The sequence below is a fragment of the Pseudooctadecabacter sp. genome (assembly GCF_965657175.1).
Taxonomy (GTDB): Bacteria; Pseudomonadota; Alphaproteobacteria; order Rhodobacterales; family Rhodobacteraceae; genus Octadecabacter.
Genome location: NZ_CBFHNH010000001.1, coordinates 123104 through 144483 on the forward strand (window position 1 = coordinate 123104; position 21380 = coordinate 144483).

The following is a 21380-nucleotide window of genomic DNA, read 5'->3' on the forward strand; positions in this document are numbered from 1 at the left end:
CGCTGGTTTGGGCGCGGGAGATTTAACGTTGATGGGAATGAGTAGATGAAGAAGTTTGCAATGGCCGCCACAGGTGGCATTTTGCTGGGCGCTGTGGCGACGACACAGGTGGCGGGCCCCCTGATCGCGCAAGAGGCGAACAGCAATGTCAGTGTTTATGAACAGCTGGACCTGTTTGGCGATATTTTTGAACGCATCCGCGCGCAATATGTCGAAGAAGTGGATGAGGCCGATCTGATTGAGGCCGCCATTGACGGCATGCTGACATCCCTCGATCCCCATTCCAGCTATCTGTCCCCCGAAGACGCAGCCGACATGCGTGAGGCCACGCGCGGTGAATTTGGCGGCCTTGGGATCGAGGTCACGCAGGAAGAGGGCTTTGTGAAGGTGGTATCGCCTATCGATGGCACCCCTGCATCCGAGGCCGGGATCGAGGCCGGTGATTTCATCACTGCAGTGGACGGGGAAAACCTGTTGGGTCTGACGCTGGACGAAGCGGTTGAATTGATGCGCGGGCCGGTTGGTTCCGAGATCATGATCACGGTCGTTCGCGAAGGCGTTGAGCAACCGTTTGAGGTCTCCATCATTCGCGACACGATTAAACTGACCGCCGTGCGCAGCCGCGTTGAAGGTGAGACAGTCGTCTTGCGTGTCACCACGTTCAGCGACCAGACCTACCCCAGCCTTGAAGAACAACTCGCCGAACAGGTGGCCGAGGCGGGCGGCATGGAAAACGTCAACGGTTTCGTCATCGACTTGCGCAACAACCCCGGTGGTTTGCTGAACCAGGCTATTGCAGTGTCCGACGCGTTCTTGGACGCAGGTGAGATCACATCGACCCGTGGCCGCGACCCGTCTGACGGGCAGCGCTGGAACGCCCGTGAGGGCGATCTGGCCGAGGGCAAACCGATGGTTGTTCTGATCAATGGCGGGTCTGCCTCTGCATCTGAAATCGTAGCGGGTGCATTGCAGGATCATCGCCGTGCGATTGTGATCGGCACCAATTCCTTCGGTAAGGGGTCCGTGCAGACCGTCATGCCATTGCGCGGCGACAGCGCCATGCGCCTAACCACGGCACGCTATTATACGCCGTCGGGCCGGTCCATTCAGGCGTTGGGTATTTCGCCCGACATTATCGTCGAACAGCCCCGTCGTGATCCAAACGCAGAAGCCGAGGCCGAGGAAGAAGATGCAGCCTTCATCCGGTCCGAGGCCGATCTTCGCGGATCGCTCGAAAACGACAGCCTGACCGAGGATGAGATTGAACAGATCGAAGCCGACCGTGCGCGGGCAGAAGACGCCGCCGCGTTGCGTGAAGAGGATTACCAGCTGGCCTATGCCATCGACATCCTCAAGGGTCTGTCTGCTCTGGTCGATCAAGACTGATCGACGGAGATGGAAAACAAACGCCGCTGGGGGTAACCTTGGCGGCGTTTTCATATGAAGGACCCCGCTATGACCCCCGATGACATTGCAAAGCTACCCTACCGACCCTGCGTCGGGCTGATGATCGTCAATGGCGCAGGTCTGGTGTTCGTCGGCCAAAGGTTGGACCGTGATCAGGACGCATGGCAGATGCCACAAGGCGGCATTGATCCAGGTGAGGATGTCCAAACCGCAGCGCTGCGGGAATTGGGGGAGGAAACAGGGATCACACCTGATCTTGTGACGATCGAGGCCGAGACGGACAACTGGCTGCCCTACGATCTGCCCCACGACATCGTGCCCAAAATCTGGAAAGGCCGTTATCGCGGGCAGGAACAGAAATGGGTTCTGGTGCGGTTCAATGGCACGGACGACCAGATCAACATTGTCCAAGACCATCCCGAATTTTCCGAATGGACATGGATGAACCCAAAGGACCTGCTGGCCAACATCGTTCCCTTCAAACGAGAAGTCTACGCAAAGGTTCTCGATGCTTTTGGGGACAAGATATGAAGGCCGCGGTCGCCGCCATAGGGGTGGCCGTATGTGCGGCAGGCCCTGCGTCGGCGCTGTCCTGTCTGGCCCCTGATGTGGCCTCAAGCTTCGGGTGGGCGGCTGAGGCGGAGGAGGCTTATGTTGTGCTGCACGGGACATTTTCCTTTGCCCAGCCACCGTCGTCTTTGACAGGCGACATCAACGCCCCGCGAGAAGTCAGCTATACCGCGACCTTTTCAGGCGACGCATTGGGGCGATCTGGGTTTACCCCCATTGGTGATCTGATGGTGACTGTCACGCATGGCTGTGCCGCAGCCTGGTGTGGATCATTGGCCGGTGATGTCCCAACAATCGCCTTTGTGGAAAAGCAGACAGACGGATATGCCCTTACAGTCGGGCCCTGCGGCGGGCAGGCGTTTGCACGTCCCACGCGTCAAATGGTCCAGCAAGTCGAGGCCTGCATGCGCGGTGATACCTGCGAGGGTGGATTGCTGCGTTAACGCCGTGTGCGTTTGACCTTGCGCGCGGTCTTGGCCGCTTTCTTCTTACCCTTCGACATCTTGCGTTTGGGCGGCTTGCCACGGGACGACGGGCGGCCTTGCGGCAGGGCTTTGCCCTCTAGTTCCACCAGATCGACGATTAACCCGCCGGTGACCGGCGCGGCCTCAACCAGTTTGACCGTCGCCCGTTGCCCCAGCCCGATGATGCGACCGGAATCAGCGCCCATAAGGGTCTGGCTGTCGGCGTCATAGTGGAAATATTCTGCGCCCAAATTGCGGATCGGGATCATGCCGTCCGCACCGGTGTCGTCCAGTTTCACGAAGACACCAAACTTGGCGATCCCGCTGATCCGCCCCTCCATCACTGCACCCACGCGGTCATTCAGGAAGGACGCCAGATACCGGTCCGTCGTGTCGCGTTCGGCTATCATCGACCGACGTTCCGTGTCTGAGATCAACTTGGCGGTGTCGCCCAACATCGCCTCATCCTCAGGCGACAGCCCGTCCTTGCCCCAGCCGTGGGCGCTGATCAGCGCGCGGTGCACGATCAAATCCGAATAGCGCCGAATGGGGGACGTGAAATGGGCATAGGCCTGCAGCGCGAGGCCAAAGTGACCATAGTTTTCGGGATTGTAATAGGCCTGCGTCATCGACCGCAGGGTTGAGATATTAATGAGTTCGGCGGTGTCCGTCCCCTCCGCCTGCGCCAGCAGCCGGTTGAGGTGCGCGGTTTTCAACACCTGCCCCTTGGCCAGCGTCAGACCAGAGGCGGCAGCGGTTTCGCGCAGCGCCTCAAGCTTTTCCTGACTGGGTTCTTCATGAACGCGGAACAAAAGCGGCGCGCGTTTGGCGATCAAGGTTTCGGCAGCGGCGACATTAGCCAGGACCATGAATTCCTCAATCAGACGGTGGGCATCAAGACGGTCCTTAAAGGCCACATCAGTGACGGTCCCGTCCTCGGCCAGAATAATCTGACGTTCTGGCAGGTCCAACTCCAACGGCTGACGCACGGCACGGGCCCGTTTCAAGGCCTCATAACAGGCATAAAGCGGCTTGATCACGTCATCAAACAGGGGGGCGACCTTGTCGTTCACATCGCCATCCATGGCAGCCTGAACTTCCTCGTAGTTCAAAGACGCAGGCGACGTCATCAGACCGCGTACAAACCGCTGGCCCACCTTATTGCCCGCCCCGTCGATGTGCATTTCCACAGCGATGCAGGCCCTCTCAACCCCTTCGTGCAGCGAACACAGATCGCCAGACAGGCGGTCCGGCAACATGGGCACAACGCGGTCAGGGAAGTAGGTGGAATTGCCCCGCTTGCGCGCCTCACGGTCCAGCGCAGACCCGGGTGTGACGTAATGCGCCACATCGGCAATGGCGACCCAGAGGGCGAAACCGCCGTCGGCGTTGGGGATGACGCAACAGGCGTCATCATGGTCACGTGCATCCCATGGATCGATTGTCACCAACGGCAGGTGGCGCAGGTCTTCACGGCCCTTCAGGCCTGCAGGCTTGGCATTGTCTGCCTCGGCCACAACCTCATCTGGGAAATGGTCAGGGATGCCATGTTGATGGATCGCAATCAGGGATACGGCGCGGGGTTCGGTGGGGTCCCCCAGACGGGTGATGATGCGCGCCTTCGGCAGGCCCATGCGGCCCCGTGGTCCGGCCTGTTCAGCCTCCACCAGTTCACCATCCTTGGCCCCGCCAGTGGCACCGGGGGCCACCGTCCATTCCCTTTGCGATCCTTTGTCGACGGGCAGAACACGGCCGCCTTCGGACCCTGCACGGAACACACCCAGAATACGCAAAGGATTGGTGCCAATGCGGCGGATTAGGCGGGCAGTGTAGGCGTGGTCTTCGCCGGTGACTTCGGTCAGCCGGCCCAGAATACGGTCGCCTGCGCCCAACGCGGGATCGGACGTGCGCAAGGACAGCAGGATGCGCGGCACTGCCCCCTCCCCCGACCATTCCAGCGGCCGCGCGAAAAGATCACCATCCGCATCAGGCCCCGTCACCTCCAACACCGACACAGGGGGCAGCTTGTCGGGATCACGGTAAGACGATTTGCGCTTTTGCAGCTTCCCCTCGTCCTCCAACTCACGCAGCAACCGTTTCAGGTCAATCCGCGCGGCCCCCTTGATCCCGAAAGCACGCGCAATGTCGCGCTTGGCCGTTTGGGTCGGGTTTTCAGCAATCCAGTCGAGGATTTCGGTTTTGGAGGGTATACGTGTCATCCGCGACAGGTAGCACGTGAGGGGGGGAAGGGCAGGCCCCTTTTCTCTGGTTCAAAAATACCTCCCCGCCGGAGGCGCACCAAAATTCCGGAATTTTGGTCCTGCGTCAGGAAAAATAGTCGCGCAGGATGCGGGTATAGACCGATTTCAGCTGGGTGATCTGTTCCACCGGCACGGATTCGTCGACTTGGTGCATAGTCTTTCCCACCAGTCCGAATTCCACCACCGGACAGTGGTTTTTCACAAACCGCGCGTCCGACGTGCCGCCTGTGGTGGACAGCTCTGGCGAGATACCAGTCTCAGCCTCAACCGCCGCTGCCACAAGATCGGATAACTCCCCGGGGGGGGTCAGGAAGCTTTCGCCCGACACTCGCGTGGACATATCAATGCGCACGCCAAAATCGGCGATCACCGCGTCAACCTCGGACTGCATCCACGAAATGATGCCGTCCGAGGTATGCAGATCATTGAACCTGATGTTCACGCTGGATTTGCACACGGCGGGGATCACGTTTGTCGCGGGGTTTCCAGTGTCGATTGTGACAACGGCAAGGGTCGACGGATCAAAGTGGTCTGACCCTTGGTCCAAAGCATGGCTCGCCAAGCGGTCCATCAGCCGCGCCATTGCAGGCAGGGGGTTCAGCGCACGGTGCGGGTAGGCGGAATGTCCCTGTTTGCCGGTCACGGTGAAATGGGTGGTCAGTGATCCGCGACGTCCGACCTTGATCATCTCACCCATGGTATCGGGGCAGGTCGGCTCGCCCACCAGACAGGCTGTCATCGTCTCACCTTGTTCGGCCATCCAGTCCAGAATGGCGATGGTGCCGTCGGTCGAAGGCCCCTCTTCATCTCCGGTGATGGCAAGAATGACGGCGCCATCGGGTGGTGTGTCACGCACAAAATCTACTGCGGCGGCGGCAAACGCAGCAACGCCGGATTTCATATCCGTAGCCCCGCGGCCGTACATGATGCCATCGACGACCTCCGCGCCAAATGGGTCATGGGTCCATGCGGCCTCATCCCCCACGGGGACCACATCGGTGTGGCCATTGAACCCGAATGACCGGTTGGCCCCTCGCGCACCCCAGCGTGCGTAAAGGTTCGGCGTGTCCCCACGATCCACGCGCCATGTCTTAAACCCCGCGTCGGACAGAAGTTTGTCCAGCAACTGCAATGCCCCGCCTTCGACGGGGGTAACGCTGGGGCATTTGATCAGATCGGCGGTCAATTGGATGGGATCGACGGGCATAGATACTCTCCTATTGCCCTTGCGTACCCTTTTTGCGGGGGGTGATGCAAACCGCATCGGATGTGTCCCCATCGACACATATTTCACGTGACGTGAAGGTAAGGCTTTAAAAAGTCGGTGGAAAACCGCCGTTCTACCTTACATTGTAATCAATAAATTGACCCGAGGCAGGGCAGACATCGAGCGGACCCCAAATGGTCCATAGGTCGCAACGTCGACCACAAGATATAGGTTTCTCGCACGCGTATCGTGTGTGAGGTCCGTCTGGCATGTCTCACCATTAGGCAGGTGAGAGCAATGGTTCAGCCAAATGAGCTGAGTTACGACATTGGTGCATCGGCAACTGACATGGCTGAGGCCATGTTCGGTGACGGTGTGCAAGTTGTCGGTGCGAGTTATTCCGGTTCCACTTATTCATCCGGCACATATGCCAACGGTGACAGTCTGGCCCCGGGTGCTACGCCCGGTGACACAGGTGTCATCCTGTCCACAGGCCGTGCCGATAGGTTCACAAACAACAACAATCAGGCCAATCAGAACACCAATACGTCGACCAATTCGGGCGGCGAAAACAACAACGCAGATTTCAATGCCATTGCCGGGGCGAATACCTACGACGCGGCATATATGGACATTGATTTCATTCCAGATGCTGACTCGATGACGATGCAATTCGTTTTCTCGTCTGAGGAATATCCAGAGTTTTCGAACTCGGTTTATAACGATGTCGTCGGGGTCTGGATCAACGGGGTTCATGTCCCTTTGTCGATCACAGGTGAGGCAACGGCGGTTGGTGATATCAACCAGTCCGACAATACCAACCTGTATAACGACAACACAGCCGACAGCTTCAACACGGAGATGGACGGCTTTACCGTCACCATGACACTGACCATTCCCGTCAATGTGGGAGAGATCAATTCCATCCGGATAGGTATCGCCGACGTCGCGGACAGCAACTACGATTCCAATCTGCTGATCGCGGGCGATTCAATTCAAACGACGCTTGTTGCCAACGACGACAACATCACAATGAAAGAAGGGACGACGAAGACTGTCGACGTTCTTGAAAACGATACTAACAATACGACCGGTACGCTTGTTATTACCCATATCAATGGGATCGAGGTTCAGGCTGGCGATTCCGTTACATTGGGATCAGGTCAGATCGTCACCGTTAATGCCGACGGCACGCTGTCGATCACAACCGATACCGACAACGATAACATTGCGTTCACCTATGGCGTCGCAAGTGTCGATGGGTCAGGCGACACGATCCAAAGTGATACGGGCTTTATCACCGTTGAAACGATTCCCTGTTTCGTATCCGGCACAATGATTGAAACCGCAGATGGCCCGCGCGCTGTGGAAACCCTTGATGAGGGGGACATGGTGATGACGCGCGATGATGGTCTGCAGCCTCTGCGCTGGACGGGTCGCCGCACGGTGCCCGCCACTGGTAAGATGGCCCCCATCCGACTGGCCGCGAATGTGCTGGGCCAGCACAACGCTTTGATGGTGTCTCCTTTGCACCGGATCTTGGTCAAGGACGCCGTGGCAGAGCTGTTGTTCGGTGAGGACGAGGTTCTGATCGCCGCCAAGGATTTGGTCAACGAGACCACCATACGCCCTGTTGAGGGGGGCGAAGTTGAATATGTGCATCTGATGTTCGACCGGCATCAGGTGATTTATTCCGAAGGTCTGCCCACCGAAAGCTTCCTGCCCGGCCCGCAGACCTGCAAGTCTTTCGAGGCCGACATCGTCGAGGAGATCACGACGATCTTCCCCGAACTTGATGTCATGACCGGTGAGGGCTACGGCCCCGCTGCGCGTCCCTTGTTGAAACGCTATGAGGCCGAAGCCCTGCGGCGTCGGGTGGCCTGACGCCGATGACCGTTAACTGGATCGCAACACGAACAGCCGAACGCGGTGCATTTCACCCGCGTGGGCTGTGCTGTGCTGATCCTGCGGGTCCTGTTGGGTTGGGCTTGTTGGCCCGTGGGTCAATCCTGATTGAAACCAAGACAAGGCCATTGTCGAACCCTATCAATCTGGTGCGCTTTAGCGTTCTGGACCCTTGGCCCACGGGCCTGAAAATCTGTCTTGAACCCGATGGCACGGTCCGGTTGATGGTCCGACAGGGCGGGCGCTATCTGGAAACTGCGTTGCACACGGGTCTGGGTGGAAAGATTGAAACCGCACATATCGCCTTCATCTGGGATGCACCACAACGGCGTGGCCGGTTGAGTGTCTATGTCCCCGATCATGGTCACATGTGGCAAACAGACGTCCTGTCCCCCTTCCCGCTGTCCCTGCGCGACGTCCGTCGGATGGTGGCTGACCCGGCGACGGTGTCTCCGGATGTGGAATTTATGGCCGTGGCGGACGCCCCCTGCCCCATCGGCCCTGTGCCGGGTCTGTCCGGTTCGGCTGCCGTGGACACGCCAGACGGCCCTGCCTTGATCCGCGACCTGAAGGCCGGTGATCTGGTTTGTGCGGATGGGCGATCCCCGGTCAAGGCGTTGTGGGTGGGCCGGATGTCGGTGCCGACCTTGGGCCGGTTTGCGCCGATGCGCCTGCGCCGCCCCTACATGGGGCTATGGGATGATCTGATCACATCCATGGACCAGCGGATTTGCCTTTCGGGATCGGAGGTTGAATACCTTTTTGGGGAAGAACGGGTGACCACCGCTGTGCGTCACCTTGAAATCCGCAACTGCGCGGAACCGGTGAAAAACCCGCCCCCAGTGATGACCTATTATCAGGTGTTGCTGGAGACCCATGAAATTATGCGCGTGAACGGCGCCAAAGTCGAAAGTTTCGATGGGTCCGCCGCATTGGCGTCACGGTCAACGTTCGGGGTGTCTGTGTTGGCAGATATGCCCGAAGATCGGCGTCCCCGTGAAGTGGGCCTTGCTGCACCGGTCCTACAAGGGTTTGAGGCTTTGACGCTGACTGGCGTCACAATCGGCTAGTCGTCTGACGCAGCTGGATCATCGTAGAAGGGCGTCATTTGGGCGACGATCACGCTGTTTTCATCCAGCGCGCGCTGCATGAGGCCACGTTCCTCATCTGAAATGTCATGCCCTTCCGCCAGCCGTTCGTCCAAGGTGCCGTAACCTGACACATCAAGCGGGTTCACGTCCGCCTGTTTCAGGATGGCCACAGTTTCGCGCACGGCCTCTGCTTCATCTACACCAGAGGCATAGATCATAAGCGCGGCACCCGTGCTGTCTTTGGGCAGGCCGTCGCCGTCTTTGCGGCCGACCTCTACCAGCAATGTATAGACTTGCTGACGTGATTTTTTCTTGGGTTTTTTCGTGTCTGACATGGGCCCCGTGGTGGTCACGCGCGGGGCCAATGTCAAGATGTCAGGCGAACCGGCGATAGGCTGCGATCAGCAAGCTGGCACCGGCGGCACCCACGATCAGCTGCGGAATCCACGAATTCGCGGCGTAGATGCCCAGCAGAGAAAGCACCGCGTTCAGCACCAGCGCACCCACGATCCCAAGGGCAATATTGGCGAAAACGCCCGTGTTGGCGTTCATGATCATGCTGGCAATCCAGCCTGCAAGGCCGCCCACGATGATAGATGCGATAAGTCCAAGTCCCATGTCTGTCTCCTGTATCCTATGTCAGGTGACAAACGGCGTGACGTGGCTATTGGTTCCCGTCTTCATCTTGAAAGCGTGATTTCGCCGCCCAGAGAGACGAGAAAATCAAGACCGCCTGCACAGGAATAAACCCCAGCGCCAGCAAAGCCGTCACCACGGCCCAAGTGGGCATATCAAAGGTTTCAACAAGGGACTGGAAGGGCCGGTAGGCCAGCATAAAGACGAACACCAGACAGGCGGCGTCGAACATGACAGGGGCCCAGGCTGCGGCCCAGCCCGGACGCGCCCCGCGGGCCATGCGGGACTTGGCAAGCGTCCGGCTGAGGATCATTCGCAGCGTTGATAGGTTCGGGCCGCCCCACGCGACAGGACGGCTACGCCATCAAAGGTCTGGTAGATGAACACACGTTCGGTCCATTCCTCGCCTTCACCTGAACACACCATGTCGAACAAGGTGCCTTCGGCCATATCGCGGATTGGCGTGGCGTTGGTCAGCGTGCAGGTGGTCTCAATAAAGGTGATCTGATCCCCTGCAATAGTGATGCGCCCGTCATTGTAGATGTCCAAATCACATCCCGCGACTGGATCAGACCCCGCCCAATGGTAGGTCCCATCAAGGGTTTGAGTCGCCGCAGGTGCGGCGAGCAGAATAAGGGCTATGGCCGCGCGCTTAATCACGCAACAGCTCATTAATGCCGGTCTTGGACCGTGTGCGTTCGTCCACGCGTTTCACAATCACCGCACAATAAAGGTTCACGCCATTCTTGGACGGCATGGAGCCTGCGACGACAACGGAATAGGGCGGCACTTCGCCGTACATGACCTCGCCAGTGTCGCGGTCTACAATCTTGGTGGATTGGCCGATGAACACGCCCATCCCCAGCACCGAGCCTTCGCGTACGATGCAGCCTTCGACGACTTCGGATCGCGCCCCGATAAAGCAGTTGTCCTCAATAATGGTGGGGCCTGCCTGCATGGGCTCAAGGACGCCACCAATGCCCACACCGCCAGACAGGTGCACATTTTTGCCGATCTGTGCACAGCTGCCGACCGTCGCCCATGTATCAACCATCGTGCCTTCGTCCACGTAAGCGCCAAGGTTCACAAAGGACGGCATCAGCACCACGCCAGGTGCGATAAAGGCGGATTTGCGGACGACGCAGTTGGGCACCGCGCGGAAGCCTGCGGCCTTCCATTGGTCATCGCCCCAGCCTTTGAATTTGCTGTCGACCTTGTCCCACCAGCCCGCGCCCTGTGGACCGCCTTCGTGGACTTCCATGTCCTTGATGCGGAACCCCAACAGCACGGCTTTTTTGGCCCATTGGTTGACGTGCCATGACCCGTCGTCCTGCTTTTCAGCCACGCGAAGTTTGCCGCTGTCCAGTGCGGCCAACGTGTCTTCGATGGCATCGCGCTGTTCGCCCGTTGTGGCGGGCGTGATGGTGTCGCGGGCGTCCCATGCGGCTTCGATTGCGGTTTCAAGCTGTGCGTTGGACATGATGGCCCCCGTTTGATGCGTTGCGTTAGGGCGGCACATAGCGCGAAGCGCGCGCTGGGGCAATCAGATCGGAATGGGGGCGGGGTTTGCGCCACACAGAAGAACGGCGACACGTTCGTCAGGGTCAGGCGTATAGGCACCCGACAAAAGTGCGGCCAGCGCCGCAGCCCCCGCCGGTTCGACCAATTGCCGCATATGTTGCCAGAGGGCGGATTGGGCGTGAGCCACGGCATCATCGGTGACCAGCACCGTTTGGAGGCCGTAGATCTGGGCCAGTGCAAGCGGCAGCGCCCCAATGCGCTTTGCGCCCAGCGCATTGGCGCAAAGACCGGACACATCGACATCGGTTTGCGCGCCCGTGGCCAAAGCTGCGTGCATGGCGTTGGTTGTTGTCGTCTCAACCCCGATGATTTTGGGCGCCTGCGTGCGGCCTGCAAACCATGCCAGTGCACCGCCAATCAACCCGCCGCCGCCGATGGCAATGAGGACCGTGTCAGCGGCAAGGCCCTGCGCCTCCCACTCCATGAAACAGGTGCCTTGGCCCGCGATGGTCGCAGGCGCATCGTAGGGATGAACGTCCAGCGCCCCTGTCTGGCCCTGATGGGCCGCGGCTGCTGCGGCGGCATCGGCGTAGGCCCCTTCGACGATATGCAAATCTGCGCCGGTCTGGCGGATGACGTCGATCTTGGCGGGTCCCGCGAATTCCGGCACGAAAATATGCGCGGCATGCCCCAACGTTCGGGCTGCATGGGCCACCGCCGCCCCGTGATTGCCCCCCGACGCGGCGACGATACCCGCAGGCGGCACCTGCGCTGTCAGTAATGAATTGAACGCACCACGAGCCTTAAAGCTGCCGGTGACTTGGGTGTGTTCGAATTTGAACTGAAGCGGGCGACCAAAGGCCTGTGACGTCATCACGGGTGTCACATGAACGTGGCCCGCGATGCGGTCGGCGGCGGCGGAGATATCGGTGGGGGTGACAGACATGTCAGGGCCTTCGGTTGGACAAAGCCCCGCCAACCTGCCACTAAATCTGCAAAAGACACAATGCACCATCGGAGCAGCCCCATGAAAGACGACACCCGCCGCCATCCCTTCCGCGACAGCCTCCAAGACCGCGAAGAAGCGGCCCACGTGCCCGACACGCCGCAAACGCGGTCGCCTGCCTATGCGTTGGCTTTTGCGGACGCCGATTTTATGTGTCGTGATGAACTGCGGCCCGTGCGGCTGCAGTTGGAATTGCTTAAACCCGAACTGATGTTGGACGAACAGAACGTGACATCGACCATCGTCATGTTCGGCGGTGCGCGTATCCCTGAACCTGCAAAGAAAGACACCGCTCGGACCAAAACCTTGGCCGAACTGTCCGCCTTTTATGACGAAGCCCGCACCTTTGCGCGCTTGATGACCGAGAGAGGCGACGCCAGCGAAAACGTCGTTGTCACCGGTGGTGGCCCCGGCGTAATGGAGGCCGGCAACCGCGGCGCAGTGGACGCGGGCGGGCGGTCTATCGGGTTGAACATTGTGCTGCCCCACGAACAAGCGCCCAACGAGTATGTCACGCCTGAGCTATGCTTTAACTTTCACTACTTCGCCATTCGAAAAATGCATTTCCTGATGCGTGCCAGCGCGATCACGGTTTTTCCCGGTGGCTTTGGGACGTTGGATGAATTGTTTGAGGCCCTGACGCTGATCCAGACAGGCCGGATGGAGAAGGTGCCGTTCTTGCTGTTTGGCAAGGATTTCTGGCACAGCATTATCAACTGGGATGCTTTGTCTGAGGCGGGAACGATCTCTGCCGATGATCTGGACCTCTTCCGCTTTGTTGACACCGCAGAGGAGGCCGTGGCCGCTTTGGACGCTTGGAAAGGCGCAGGTGAAAAACGCGGCGAAATCCCCGGCCGGTGACATTCAGGGGTTGCTGTCACCGGCAAGTCGGCCCATTTTACACGTGTAAATTGCACAGGTGAGAGGCCGCCGATGAAACTGATCGTGATGGGCGTAGCCGGGTCCGGTAAAACCACCTTGGGGGTCGCCACTGCACAGGAACTGGACGCGGTTTTTATCGACGCAGACGACCTGCACCCTGACGACAACATTTCCCATATGTCGTCCGGCAAGCCCCTGACCGATGAGATGCGGTGGCCGTGGCTGGATGCCTGCGGCAAAGCCTTGCAGGAGAATAAACGTATCGTTTTGGGGTGTTCCGCATTGCGCCGGTCATACCGCGATCACCTGCGCAAATTCGCACCTGATGCGCGGCTGGTTTATCCACGCGTCACCGAAGACATGATCCGCGAACGGTTCAAACGGCGCACCGGTCATTTCATGCCGGAACGTTTGATCAACAGCCAGTTCCGCACGCTGGAACCACCCACCATTGACGAAAACCCCATCCTCGCGCCTGCGACCCTGCCGGTTCAGCGCGCGGCCAAACTGGTCGCGTCGATTGTGCTGGCGAAATAGGCGTTAAAGGCCTGCGTCAGCCTCGATCTGTTTGCGGGATTTGCGTTCGCGTTCTGTTGCGGATTTTAGCTGCCCACAGGCCGCCATGATGTCCTCTCCGCGTGGGGTGCGGATCGGGGAGGCATAGCCGGCCTTGTAAACGATATCGGCAAAGGCCTGAATGCGGTCCCAGTCAGACCGTTCATAGGGCGCGCCAGGCCATTCGTTGAACGGGATCAGGTTGATCTTGGCGGGGATGCCATCAATCAGTTTTACCAGACGGCGGGCGTCGGCGTCGCTGTCGTTCACGTCCTTCAGCATCACATATTCAAAAGTAATGCGTTCGGAGTTGCTGACCTTTGGATAGGCGGCAAGGGCAGCGATCAGTTCTTCGATGTTCCACCGTTTGTTGATGGGCACCAGTTTGTCGCGGACCTCATCGGTGGTGGCGTGAAAACTGATGGCCAGCTGACAACCGATTTCTTCGGCAGTGCGCGCGATTTCGGGCACCACGCCTGAGGTCGATAGGGTGATGCGGCGGCGTGACAGCGCGATCCCTTCGCCGTCCATTGCGATCTTCATGGCGTCACGGACGTTTTCGAAATTGTACAAAGGCTCACCCATGCCCATCAGCACGATGTTGGACAACAAACGCGGGCCGTTGTCGCCAGTGCCCTGCCCCGGTTCGGGCCATTCGCCCAGATCATCACGGGCCAGCATGACCTGACCGATGATTTCACCGGCCGTCAGGTTGCGAACAAGTTTCTGGGTGCCCGTGTGGCAAAAGCTGCAGGTCAGGGTGCAGCCCACTTGGGAGGAAATGCACAACGTGCCGCGATCGGTTTCGGGGATATAGACGACCTCAACCTCATGACCGCCTGCAATGCGCACGAGGTATTTGCGGGTGCCATCGGCGCTGACGTGTTTGGACACGACTTCGGGCAGATCAATCGTGAAATGCTCCGCCAATGTGGCGCGAAAATCCTTGGCGAGGTTCGTCATCACCGCGAAATCGCGCACACCCCAATGGTAGATCCATTGCCAGATCTGATTGACGCGCATCTTGGCCTGCTTTTCCATCACGCCGACACCAATCAGCGCATCGCGCAACTGGGTGCGGGTCAGGCCAACGATGTTCACAGGGCCGCCCTCGGGCAGCTTGCGTTTGATCGTCATGACGTCTTGGGTGATGGGCGCGGAAGGCTCCATGAGAATCGTCCTTAGATGGGGTTGCGCGGTCTATATAATGACAAAGGCCGGTTGCCCAAGGGAAACCGGCCTTCGCAATTCTGCATAGCGGCGTTTAGCTGCAGCGGTTCGCGGCCTCTTCGACGCCAGCGGTAAAGCCCAAGAGCGAGAACGTATCGCGCGTGACGGTACCCCGACCGGAACGCGCGGTGATCGAAGCCTCGGCCCCGCGCTTCATCGCGGCCACGATCTGCGCGTCGGCCTCAGGTGTCGCAGGCCATGCCCATTCGCCTTCGGTGAAAAGTTCAAACGTGGTGCCGCCGATGTTCAATTCGGCCGTGGACCCGGATGCGAAGGGATAACCACCGGTGAACGTCACCTGCCCCTGCACGCCCGCACCGGGACGGTAGAAGACAAACAGCAGGATTTCACCACGACGCACGGACACAACCTGTCCATCGCGGGAGTTCACGGTTTCCTTGGGCGCGGACACGGCCCAGCATTCGGTCGGATCGCTTTCCACGAAGACGGACCAATGGGTGTTAGCCGCCACGCGGTTTGAACTTGTTTCCTGGGCGGTCGCCGTTGTGCCAAGCGTCAGCAACGCCAAAGCCCCCAGCGCGTGGGTCATTTTTGAAATCATAGTTACAGCCTCCAAGCTGTCCTTGCCTCTGGTTGCTCCATATAGCGCAGCACCTCTGTTGGGCACCTTTTCGACTAGATTGAGCGGTTTCAACTCGATACCCCTAGCATTAGCAATATTTTGCCCAAATGGGAAAGCCTTTTGGGTGGGTCTATTTGCGCGAGGTTCCGCGCATGGGGGAATATGACAGGCAAAGCAGTGGATTTGGTTGAGATTTGGCGCGGTGGGCGGCTTGAAAGCCTGCATCGCGGCCATGCGGTGGTGATGAACGGCGCGGGAGAGGTCGTGGAAAGTTGGGGCAACCCCGACCACGTGACCTACCCGCGATCATCAGCCAAGATTATTCAGGCCCTTCCCATGGTCGAAAGCGGCGTGGCGGACCGGATGGGCCTGACGCCTGCACATCTGGCGCTGTCCTGCGCCTCCCATTCGGGGGCCGCGATACATACGGATCCGGTTAATCGCTGGCTGGATGATCTGGAACTGGACGATGATGCGTTCCGCTGCGGCCCGCAGTGGCCCTCGGACATTCCGGCGCGCGACGGTTTGGTCAAGGCGGATGCAACGCCCTGCCGCTATCACAACAATTGTTCGGGCAAACACTGCGGGTTCCTGACCATGGTCAAGGCCAACGGCTGGGGGCCAGAGTATGTCGAGGCCGACCACCCGCTGCAGGTGCAGATCAAATCGACGTTGGAAGAGCTGTGCGAAGATACCTCACCCGGCTGGGGCATCGACGGCTGTTCCGCCCCCAATCACGCAATGACCATCCGCGCCATGGCCCGCGCCATGGCCAGTTTTGCCGCTGCAGATGACAGCACCGCGCGCGGCGGCGCCATGGTCCGTCTGCGTGAGGCCACGATGACCCACCCCGCCTTGGTCGCCAACGTCGACCGCGCCTGCACCCACCTGATGCAAGCAGGCAAGGGCACGGTGTCCGTCAAAACCGGGGCCGAAGGGTTCTTTATCGCAATCATTCCGGGCAAAGGCTTGGGCGTTGCGCTCAAAATCATGGACGGCACCACCCGCGCGTCCGAATGTGCGATGGCCGCAATCCTCTGCCGGTTGGGTGTGTTGGACGCCAATGATCCGCTTGTGAAGCAATACCGCAATCCAGACCTTAGGAATTTCGCAGGTTTGATCACCGGTGAAATGCGCCCCGCCGCGGCCCTTGCCTGACCTGTGATTCTGCGCCAGAACGGCGGTGTTCTCAGGGCGGGGCGAAATTCCCCACCGGCGGTTACAGCCCGCGAGCGGCCCCTGTCTTAGGGGTGTCAGCAGATCTGGTGAAATTCCAGGGCCGACGGTCATAGTCCGGATGAGAGAGAGCAATGTCGTGTGGGCATCCCGCGCGCCAATTGTCTTTGCCCCGAGGTGATGTGTCACCCGCGCCCCACGCGCGGCCAACGGGAAAGGAGACCCCATGACACCCACCCGCTACGCCTTTGTAAAGGCGAACTGGCACGCCGAAATCGTGGACCGTGCCTATGATGGATTTGTCGACCTTATCCCTGCGGAAAGCGTCGATGTGTTCGACGTGCCAGGCGCGTTTGAGATGCCGCTGGTCGCGCGTGATCTGGCACTGTCAGGCCGCTTCGCTGCGGTGGCCTGCGCGGCGCTGGTCGTGGACGGCGGCATTTACCGCCATGACTTTGTGGCACAGGCCGTGGTGGACGGGCTGATGCGCGTGGGTCTTGATACCGGCGTGCCGGTGTTGTCGGTGTCGCTGACGCCGCACCAGTTTCAAGACACAGACCACCACCGCGCAATCTACCGCAATCACTTCGTCGAAAAAGGACGGGAGGCCGCACGCGCGGCACTGATGATCGGCAAAACGCGGGCCGCGCTGGCGGCTTAAGTCACGAATTCGGGCTTAGCATAGCCTTGCAGGTACAAAAGCGCGGTCAGGTCGCCATGATTGACCCGAACGCGGCATTTTTCTTGCAAGGCGGGCTTACCATGGAGCGCCACACCGGTGCCTGCATTTTGCAACATCAGCAGGTCGTTCATCCCGTCACCAACAGCCAGAACATCCGCCGGGGTGATGCCCAGACGCGCCGTGATCTCGTTCAGCGCCTCCAGCTTGGCCTGCTGCCCAAGGATCGGACGCGCGACTTGACCGGTCAGGGCCGCGCCCTTAACCCCAAGCGTATTCGCACGGTTTTCGTCAAAGCCCAGCGCCTCGGCCACGGCAGACGTAAAGGCTGTGAACCCGCCGGACACGAGCGCCGCATACCCGCCGTTCGCTTTCATCGTTTGAACCAAGGCCCGTCCACCGCGCATATAGGTGATGCGATTGGCCAGAACATCCGCGATGACCTGAACTGGCAATCCGGCCAGAAGGCCGACCCGTTCATCAATCGCGGCCTCGAAATCCAACTCACCGTTCATCGCACGGGCGGTGATGTCTGCCACGCGCGCACCCACGCCAGCTTCATCGGCAAGCTCATCAATGCATTCCTGCTGGATCATGGTGCTGTCCATATCCGCCAAAAGCATCTTTTTGCGGCGCCCCTCCAAGGGCTGCACGATCAGATCAACGCCCTGCCCCTGCACATCGGCCCAGACGTCATCCACGTTGTCCGGCATCCGCTCCATCGCGAACTCAGCCGCCTCATCTGCGGCCAGCCATTGGGCGGATTGGCCGCCCCACGCGTCGCGCAGAGCCTCCACCAAGGCTGGCTGCAAGCCGCCCGGTTTTGCGATCAATGTGGTGACATACATGGCAGGCCCTCCTCCGTTGCCCGTCAGAAACCAAGGATGACAGCAAAGCGCAACAGGTCCCCCTTCATCTGGCCAAAAAAACTCAAATCCAACGGCACGACCAAAAATTCAGGTTTCCGATAGACTCCCAACAGTGCCGCAAATTCTCGCCGCCCTGTCGGTATTGCTGCATTTTCGTTGTTGCCGCGCCCTGCACCACCGACTAAGTCCGCTCGTGGGACACCCTTCCCCAACGAAGGGCATTTATCTGTGAGGATAGCATCAATGGCTCTATTAGCTCCGGCCACGCGGCCGGCAAATCCGCGTTTTTCGTCTGGCCCCTGCGCCAAACCCCCCACATGGACACTGGACGCTTTGAAGGACGCCCCTTTGGGCCGGTCCCATCGCGCCGCTGTCGGCAAAGACAAATTGAAAGCCGCAATCGAAGGCACCCGTGAGGTGCTTGGCATTCCGGCGGATTACAAAATCGGCATCGTGCCCGCCTCCGACACCGGCGCTGTGGAAATGGCAATGTGGTCCCTGCTGGGCGAACGTCCGGTGCAGATGGTGGCTTGGGAAAGCTTCGGGGCTGGCTGGGTCAGCGATGTTGTCAAACAGCTGAAAATCGACGCATCGGAACATGTGGCCGACTATGGCGAAATCGTCGATATGGCTGCCCTCGATTACGACGAGGACGTCGTCTTCACATGGAACGGCACAACGTCCGGCGTGCGGATGCCCCACGGTGACATGATCCCAAACGACCGCGCTGGCCTGACGATCTGTGACGCCACATCGGCCGCCTTCGCGCAGGATTTGCCGTGGGACAAATTGGATGTGACGACGTTCTCTTGGCAGAAAGTCATGGGCGGTGAGGCCGCGCATGGGATGCTGATCCTCAGCCCACGTGCGGTGGAACGGCTCGAGTCCTATACGCCCGCTTGGCCCATGCCGAAGATTTTCCGCCTGACCAAAGGCGGCAAGCTGATCGACGGGATTTTCACTGGTGCCACGATCAACACGCCATCAATGCTGTGTGTCGAAGACTACCTTTTTGCGCTGAACTGGGCCAAATCCATCGGTGGTCTGGCCGCATTGCGAATGCGGGCCGATGCCAATGCCCAAGCGATCTGGAATTTCTGCGCAACCCGCGACTGGATCGACAATCTGGCGGTGGAAAAGGCCACATGGTCCAACACGTCCGTCTGCCTGAAGTTCACCGATCCACGCATCACAGATGGCGCAGCCTTTGCCAAAGCAATCGCCAAACGGCTTGAGGCTGAAGGGATTGCGCTGGACATCGGTGCTTACCGCGATGCCCCGGCTGGTCTGCGAATTTGGTGCGGGGCCACGGTTGAGACCAGCGACATCGAAGCGATGCTGCCGTGGCTCGACTGGGCGTTCCAGACTGAAATCAGCGCGTAATCAAATTTTTCAAAAAATTTGGGCTCAAAACCTCTGAGAGGTTTTGCGGCCCGTCCGAAAGGAACTCAAATGCCTAAAGTACTCGTCTCCGACAAACTGTCCGAAACCGCTGTCCAGATCTTCCGCGATCGGGGCATCGACGTAGATTTCATGCCTGAACTGGGCAAAGACAAAGAAAAACTAGCCGAAGTGATCGGCCAATATGACGGTCTGGCCATCCGGTCCGCCACCAAAGTGACCGCCAAATTTCTTGAGGGCGCCGACAACCTGAAAGTCATCGGCCGCGCCGGGATCGGCACCGACAATGTCGACAAAGAGGCCGCGTCCAAGAAAGGCGTGATCGTCATGAACACGCCGTTCGGCAATATGATCACCACCGCCGAACATGCGATTGCAATGATGTTTGCTGTGGCCCGTCAAATCCCAGAGGCCAGTGCATCGACCCATGCGGGCAAGTGGGAAAAGTCGAAATTCATGGGGGTTGAGCTGACGGGCAAGACCCTTGGCGTCATTGGTGCCGGCAACATCGGCGGGATCGTGTGCGACCGCGCCCGTGGCCTGAAGATGAAGGTCATGGCCTACGACCCCTACCTGGGCGAAGAAAAAGCCGAAAAGATGGGCGTTCAAAAAGTCGAACTGGATGAGCTGTTGGCCAAGGCCGATTTCATCACCCTGCACGTCCCTTTCACCGAGCAGACAGCGAATATCCTGTCCAAGGAAAATATCGCCAAGCTGAAGAAAGGCGTGCGGATCGTGAACTGCGCGCGCGGTGGTCTGGTGGACGAAGATGCGCTGGCTGAGGCGTTGAAGTCCGGCCATGTGGCCGGTGCGGCCTTTGACGTATTCAAGGTCGAACCCGCCACGGACAGCCCGCTGTTCAACCTGCCCAACGTGGTCGTAACCCCGCACCTTGGGGCCGCCACAACTGAGGCGCAGGAAAACGTGGCCCTGCAGGTGGCCGAACAGATGTCCGATTATCTGATGACGGGCGCTGTCACCAACGCGCTAAACATGCCCTCTGTGACCGCCGAAGAGGCCAAAGTCATGGGCCCTTGGATTGAATTGTCCGGCCATCTGGGCAATTTCACCGGTCAGATGACGGATGAGCCTATTCAGGCCATCAACATCCTGTTCGACGGCACGGTCAGCGACATGAACCTCAAGGCGCTGACTGCAGCAACGATTGCCGGGATCATGAAAAAGGCAAACCCCGACACCAACATGGTCAGCGCGCCTGTGATCGCCAAGGAACGCGGCATCAAGATCAGCACCACCAAGCAAGACAAATCCGGCGCCTTTGACGGCTACGTCAAGGTGACTGTTGTCACGGCCAAACGTGAACGGTCGGTTGCAGGCACCGTCTTTAGCGATGGCAAGCCACGGTTCATCCAGATCAAAGGCATCAACATCGACGCCGAAATCGGCGCGCATATGGTCTACACCACCAACGAAGACGTGCCGGGCATCATCGGCGCGCTGGGTCAAACCATGGGCGAAAACAGCGTCAACATCGCGAACTTCACCTTGGGCCGCGCTGCGGTCAAAGGCGAAGCCATCGCGTTGCTTTATGTCGACGAGCCTGTGCCCGCAACTGCGTTGAAAGCGCTGGAAGACACGGGCCTGTTCACCCAAGTGAAGCCCCTGACGTTTGACGTGGCATAACCGCCTTCGTCGGTGGGCCCATATCGCGAGGCGCAGGCATCGCGCACGGGTCCGACTGAAAGACGCGCTCCGCCGACATCACGCGGCGGGGCGCGATCGGGGCTGGCGGTTTGACTATATCGTAGGTTGGGTTCGCGCCCGTGGTCCGCGCGTCATTTTTCTGTGTCACCCGCCGTCCGGGGCACCTTTCGTAGCAAAGGTCTATGGGGAAAGGCACTACGCCACGCGCAGCCACAAAGTTCTTGAACAAACGACCGCCTTCACAAACCTGCATGTCGCCCCGTTGTTTGTGG

The 21380-nt window shown here is 59.4% G+C and carries 22 protein-coding genes and 1 riboswitch; of the genes, 11 read left to right on the forward strand and 11 right to left on the reverse strand.

What is annotated here, in order from left to right:
* Positions 1 to 45 precede the first annotated feature (45 nt).
* The 3 genes from ACTG36_RS00585 (at position 46) to ACTG36_RS00595 (ending at position 2420) form a co-directional block, all read left to right on the forward strand.
* Entirely contained in the window at positions 46 to 1386 is a 1341-nt protein-coding gene (locus ACTG36_RS00585) for a S41 family peptidase (RefSeq protein WP_375279398.1), read from the forward strand.
* Positions 1387 to 1455: 69 nt separating this feature from the next.
* The gene (locus ACTG36_RS00590) at positions 1456 to 1938 is read left to right on the forward strand and encodes an RNA pyrophosphohydrolase (RefSeq protein ID WP_375279399.1); all 483 of its coding nucleotides are present in this window, start codon (positions 1456 to 1458) and stop codon (positions 1936 to 1938) included.
* Positions 1935 to 2420 carry a hypothetical protein gene (locus tag ACTG36_RS00595; protein WP_375279400.1) on the forward strand — a complete coding sequence of 162 codons (486 nt, stop codon included), beginning with the start codon at positions 1935 to 1937 and terminating at the stop codon, positions 2418 to 2420. Before ACTG36_RS00590 ends, ACTG36_RS00595 begins: the two co-directional genes overlap by 4 nt.
* Here ACTG36_RS00595 and rnr read toward each other — a convergent pair.
* Positions 2417 to 4660, reverse strand: coding sequence for a ribonuclease R (rnr, locus tag ACTG36_RS00600; protein WP_375279401.1), 2244 nt, complete (start codon positions 4658 to 4660; stop codon positions 2417 to 2419). The two genes, ACTG36_RS00595 and rnr, sit on opposite strands and share 4 nt — an antisense overlap.
* Before the next feature lie 106 nt (positions 4661 to 4766).
* The gene (dapE, locus tag ACTG36_RS00605) at positions 4767 to 5909 is read right to left on the reverse strand and encodes a succinyl-diaminopimelate desuccinylase (RefSeq protein WP_375279402.1); all 1143 of its coding nucleotides are present in this window, start codon (positions 5907 to 5909) and stop codon (positions 4767 to 4769) included.
* A gap of 297 nt (positions 5910 to 6206) precedes the next feature.
* On the opposite strand from dapE, the gene ACTG36_RS00610 reads away from it, so the two are divergent.
* Together ACTG36_RS00610 and ACTG36_RS00615 are read left to right on the forward strand one after the other, a co-directional pair.
* Entirely contained in the window at positions 6207 to 7793 is a 1587-nt protein-coding gene (locus tag ACTG36_RS00610; protein ID WP_375279403.1) for a Hint domain-containing protein, read from the forward strand.
* Positions 7794 to 7942: 149 nt separating this feature from the next.
* Positions 7943 to 8884 carry a Hint domain-containing protein gene (locus tag ACTG36_RS00615; RefSeq protein ID WP_375279404.1) on the forward strand — a complete coding sequence of 314 codons (942 nt, stop codon included), beginning with the start codon at positions 7943 to 7945 and terminating at the stop codon, positions 8882 to 8884.
* Here the strand turns inward: ACTG36_RS00615 and ACTG36_RS00620 are convergent.
* From ACTG36_RS00620 to ACTG36_RS00645, 6 genes are all read right to left on the reverse strand, one after another.
* Positions 8881 to 9240 carry a hypothetical protein gene (locus ACTG36_RS00620; RefSeq protein WP_375279405.1) on the reverse strand — a complete coding sequence of 120 codons (360 nt, stop codon included), beginning with the start codon at positions 9238 to 9240 and terminating at the stop codon, positions 8881 to 8883. The two genes, ACTG36_RS00615 and ACTG36_RS00620, sit on opposite strands and share 4 nt — an antisense overlap.
* Positions 9241 to 9280: 40 nt before the next feature.
* A complete protein-coding gene (locus ACTG36_RS00625) occupies positions 9281 to 9523 on the reverse strand; it encodes a GlsB/YeaQ/YmgE family stress response membrane protein (RefSeq protein ID WP_375279406.1) in 243 nt (80 codons plus the stop codon).
* A 46-nt stretch (positions 9524 to 9569) separates the two neighbouring features.
* Entirely contained in the window at positions 9570 to 9854 is a 285-nt protein-coding gene (locus ACTG36_RS00630; protein WP_375279407.1) for a hypothetical protein, read from the reverse strand.
* Positions 9851 to 10201: a hypothetical protein gene (locus tag ACTG36_RS00635; protein ID WP_375279408.1), complete on the reverse strand. Its 351-nt coding sequence runs from the start codon at positions 10199 to 10201 to the stop codon at positions 9851 to 9853. Before ACTG36_RS00635 ends, ACTG36_RS00630 begins: the two co-directional genes overlap by 4 nt.
* The gene (gene dapD, locus ACTG36_RS00640) at positions 10194 to 11021 is read right to left on the reverse strand and encodes a 2,3,4,5-tetrahydropyridine-2,6-dicarboxylate N-succinyltransferase (protein WP_375279409.1); all 828 of its coding nucleotides are present in this window, start codon (positions 11019 to 11021) and stop codon (positions 10194 to 10196) included. Before dapD ends, ACTG36_RS00635 begins: the two co-directional genes overlap by 8 nt.
* A gap of 63 nt (positions 11022 to 11084) precedes the next feature.
* Positions 11085 to 12008, reverse strand: coding sequence for a serine/threonine dehydratase (locus ACTG36_RS00645; RefSeq protein ID WP_375279410.1), 924 nt, complete (start codon positions 12006 to 12008; stop codon positions 11085 to 11087).
* An 81-nt stretch (positions 12009 to 12089) separates the two neighbouring features.
* Between ACTG36_RS00645 and ACTG36_RS00650 the strand changes: the two genes are divergently transcribed.
* Both ACTG36_RS00650 and ACTG36_RS00655 read left to right on the forward strand, forming a co-directional pair.
* Positions 12090 to 12929: a TIGR00730 family Rossman fold protein gene (locus ACTG36_RS00650; RefSeq protein ID WP_375279411.1), complete on the forward strand. Its 840-nt coding sequence runs from the start codon at positions 12090 to 12092 to the stop codon at positions 12927 to 12929.
* A 72-nt stretch (positions 12930 to 13001) separates the two neighbouring features.
* Complete coding sequence (locus tag ACTG36_RS00655) at positions 13002 to 13487, forward strand: gluconokinase (RefSeq protein ID WP_375279412.1); 486 nt, start codon at positions 13002 to 13004, stop codon at positions 13485 to 13487.
* Between the two features lie 3 nt (positions 13488 to 13490).
* Here ACTG36_RS00655 and rlmN read toward each other — a convergent pair whose 3' ends face one another.
* Positions 13491 to 14675: a 23S rRNA (adenine(2503)-C(2))-methyltransferase RlmN gene (rlmN, locus tag ACTG36_RS00660; RefSeq protein ID WP_375279413.1), complete on the reverse strand. Its 1185-nt coding sequence runs from the start codon at positions 14673 to 14675 to the stop codon at positions 13491 to 13493.
* 94 nt (positions 14676 to 14769) lie between these two features.
* Positions 14770 to 15297 (reverse strand): invasion associated locus B family protein, encoded by a 528-nt coding sequence (locus ACTG36_RS00665; RefSeq protein ID WP_375279414.1) that lies wholly within the window; start codon positions 15295 to 15297, stop codon positions 14770 to 14772.
* Positions 15298 to 15480: 183 nt separating this feature from the next.
* Between ACTG36_RS00665 and ACTG36_RS00670 the strand changes: the two genes are divergently transcribed.
* The gene (locus ACTG36_RS00670) at positions 15481 to 16476 is read left to right on the forward strand and encodes an asparaginase (protein ID WP_375279415.1); all 996 of its coding nucleotides are present in this window, start codon (positions 15481 to 15483) and stop codon (positions 16474 to 16476) included.
* A gap of 23 nt (positions 16477 to 16499) precedes the next feature.
* Positions 16500 to 16631, forward strand: a riboswitch (FMN riboswitch).
* A gap of 89 nt (positions 16632 to 16720) precedes the next feature.
* Positions 16721 to 17155: a 6,7-dimethyl-8-ribityllumazine synthase gene (locus tag ACTG36_RS00675; RefSeq protein WP_375279416.1), complete on the forward strand. Its 435-nt coding sequence runs from the start codon at positions 16721 to 16723 to the stop codon at positions 17153 to 17155.
* On the opposite strand, the gene serB is transcribed toward ACTG36_RS00675, so the two are convergent.
* Positions 17152 to 18021 (reverse strand): phosphoserine phosphatase SerB, encoded by an 870-nt coding sequence (serB, locus tag ACTG36_RS00680; RefSeq protein WP_375279417.1) that lies wholly within the window; start codon positions 18019 to 18021, stop codon positions 17152 to 17154. The genes ACTG36_RS00675 and serB overlap by 4 nt on opposite strands.
* A 264-nt stretch (positions 18022 to 18285) precedes the next feature.
* Here serB and ACTG36_RS00685 point away from each other — a divergent pair, with 264 nt between their 5' ends.
* Positions 18286 to 19425 carry a phosphoserine transaminase gene (locus tag ACTG36_RS00685; protein ID WP_375279418.1) on the forward strand — a complete coding sequence of 380 codons (1140 nt, stop codon included), beginning with the start codon at positions 18286 to 18288 and terminating at the stop codon, positions 19423 to 19425.
* A 69-nt stretch (positions 19426 to 19494) separates the two neighbouring features.
* The gene (gene serA, locus ACTG36_RS00690) at positions 19495 to 21087 is read left to right on the forward strand and encodes a phosphoglycerate dehydrogenase (protein ID WP_375279419.1); all 1593 of its coding nucleotides are present in this window, start codon (positions 19495 to 19497) and stop codon (positions 21085 to 21087) included.
* Positions 21088 to 21380 lie beyond the last annotated feature (293 nt).

Coding starts and splice junctions, on each gene's coding strand:
- ACTG36_RS00630 (WP_375279407.1), bottom strand. CDS start 9,854: ATGATCCTCAGCCGGACGCTTGCCAAGTCCCGCATGGCCCGCGGGGCG.
- ACTG36_RS00645 (WP_375279410.1), bottom strand. CDS start 12,008: ATGTCTGTCACCCCCACCGATATCTCCGCCGCCGCCGACCGCATCGCG.
- ACTG36_RS00650 (WP_375279411.1), top strand. CDS start 12,090: ATGAAAGACGACACCCGCCGCCATCCCTTCCGCGACAGCCTCCAAGAC.
- dapE (WP_375279402.1), bottom strand. CDS start 5,909: ATGCCCGTCGATCCCATCCAATTGACCGCCGATCTGATCAAATGCCCC.
- ACTG36_RS00585 (WP_375279398.1), top strand. CDS start 46: ATGAAGAAGTTTGCAATGGCCGCCACAGGTGGCATTTTGCTGGGCGCT.
- ACTG36_RS00685 (WP_375279418.1), top strand. CDS start 18,286: ATGGCTCTATTAGCTCCGGCCACGCGGCCGGCAAATCCGCGTTTTTCG.
- ACTG36_RS00620 (WP_375279405.1), bottom strand. CDS start 9,240: ATGTCAGACACGAAAAAACCCAAGAAAAAATCACGTCAGCAAGTCTAT.
- serB (WP_375279417.1), bottom strand. CDS start 18,021: ATGTATGTCACCACATTGATCGCAAAACCGGGCGGCTTGCAGCCAGCC.
- dapD (WP_375279409.1), bottom strand. CDS start 11,021: ATGTCCAACGCACAGCTTGAAACCGCAATCGAAGCCGCATGGGACGCC.
- ACTG36_RS00675 (WP_375279416.1), top strand. CDS start 16,721: ATGACACCCACCCGCTACGCCTTTGTAAAGGCGAACTGGCACGCCGAA.
- ACTG36_RS00655 (WP_375279412.1), top strand. CDS start 13,002: ATGAAACTGATCGTGATGGGCGTAGCCGGGTCCGGTAAAACCACCTTG.
- ACTG36_RS00610 (WP_375279403.1), top strand. CDS start 6,207: ATGGTTCAGCCAAATGAGCTGAGTTACGACATTGGTGCATCGGCAACT.
- serA (WP_375279419.1), top strand. CDS start 19,495: ATGCCTAAAGTACTCGTCTCCGACAAACTGTCCGAAACCGCTGTCCAG.
- ACTG36_RS00590 (WP_375279399.1), top strand. CDS start 1,456: ATGACCCCCGATGACATTGCAAAGCTACCCTACCGACCCTGCGTCGGG.
- rlmN (WP_375279413.1), bottom strand. CDS start 14,675: ATGGAGCCTTCCGCGCCCATCACCCAAGACGTCATGACGATCAAACGC.
- rnr (WP_375279401.1), bottom strand. CDS start 4,660: ATGACACGTATACCCTCCAAAACCGAAATCCTCGACTGGATTGCTGAA.
- ACTG36_RS00665 (WP_375279414.1), bottom strand. CDS start 15,297: ATGATTTCAAAAATGACCCACGCGCTGGGGGCTTTGGCGTTGCTGACG.
- ACTG36_RS00595 (WP_375279400.1), top strand. CDS start 1,935: ATGAAGGCCGCGGTCGCCGCCATAGGGGTGGCCGTATGTGCGGCAGGC.
- ACTG36_RS00625 (WP_375279406.1), bottom strand. CDS start 9,523: ATGGGACTTGGACTTATCGCATCTATCATCGTGGGCGGCCTTGCAGGC.
- ACTG36_RS00670 (WP_375279415.1), top strand. CDS start 15,481: ATGACAGGCAAAGCAGTGGATTTGGTTGAGATTTGGCGCGGTGGGCGG.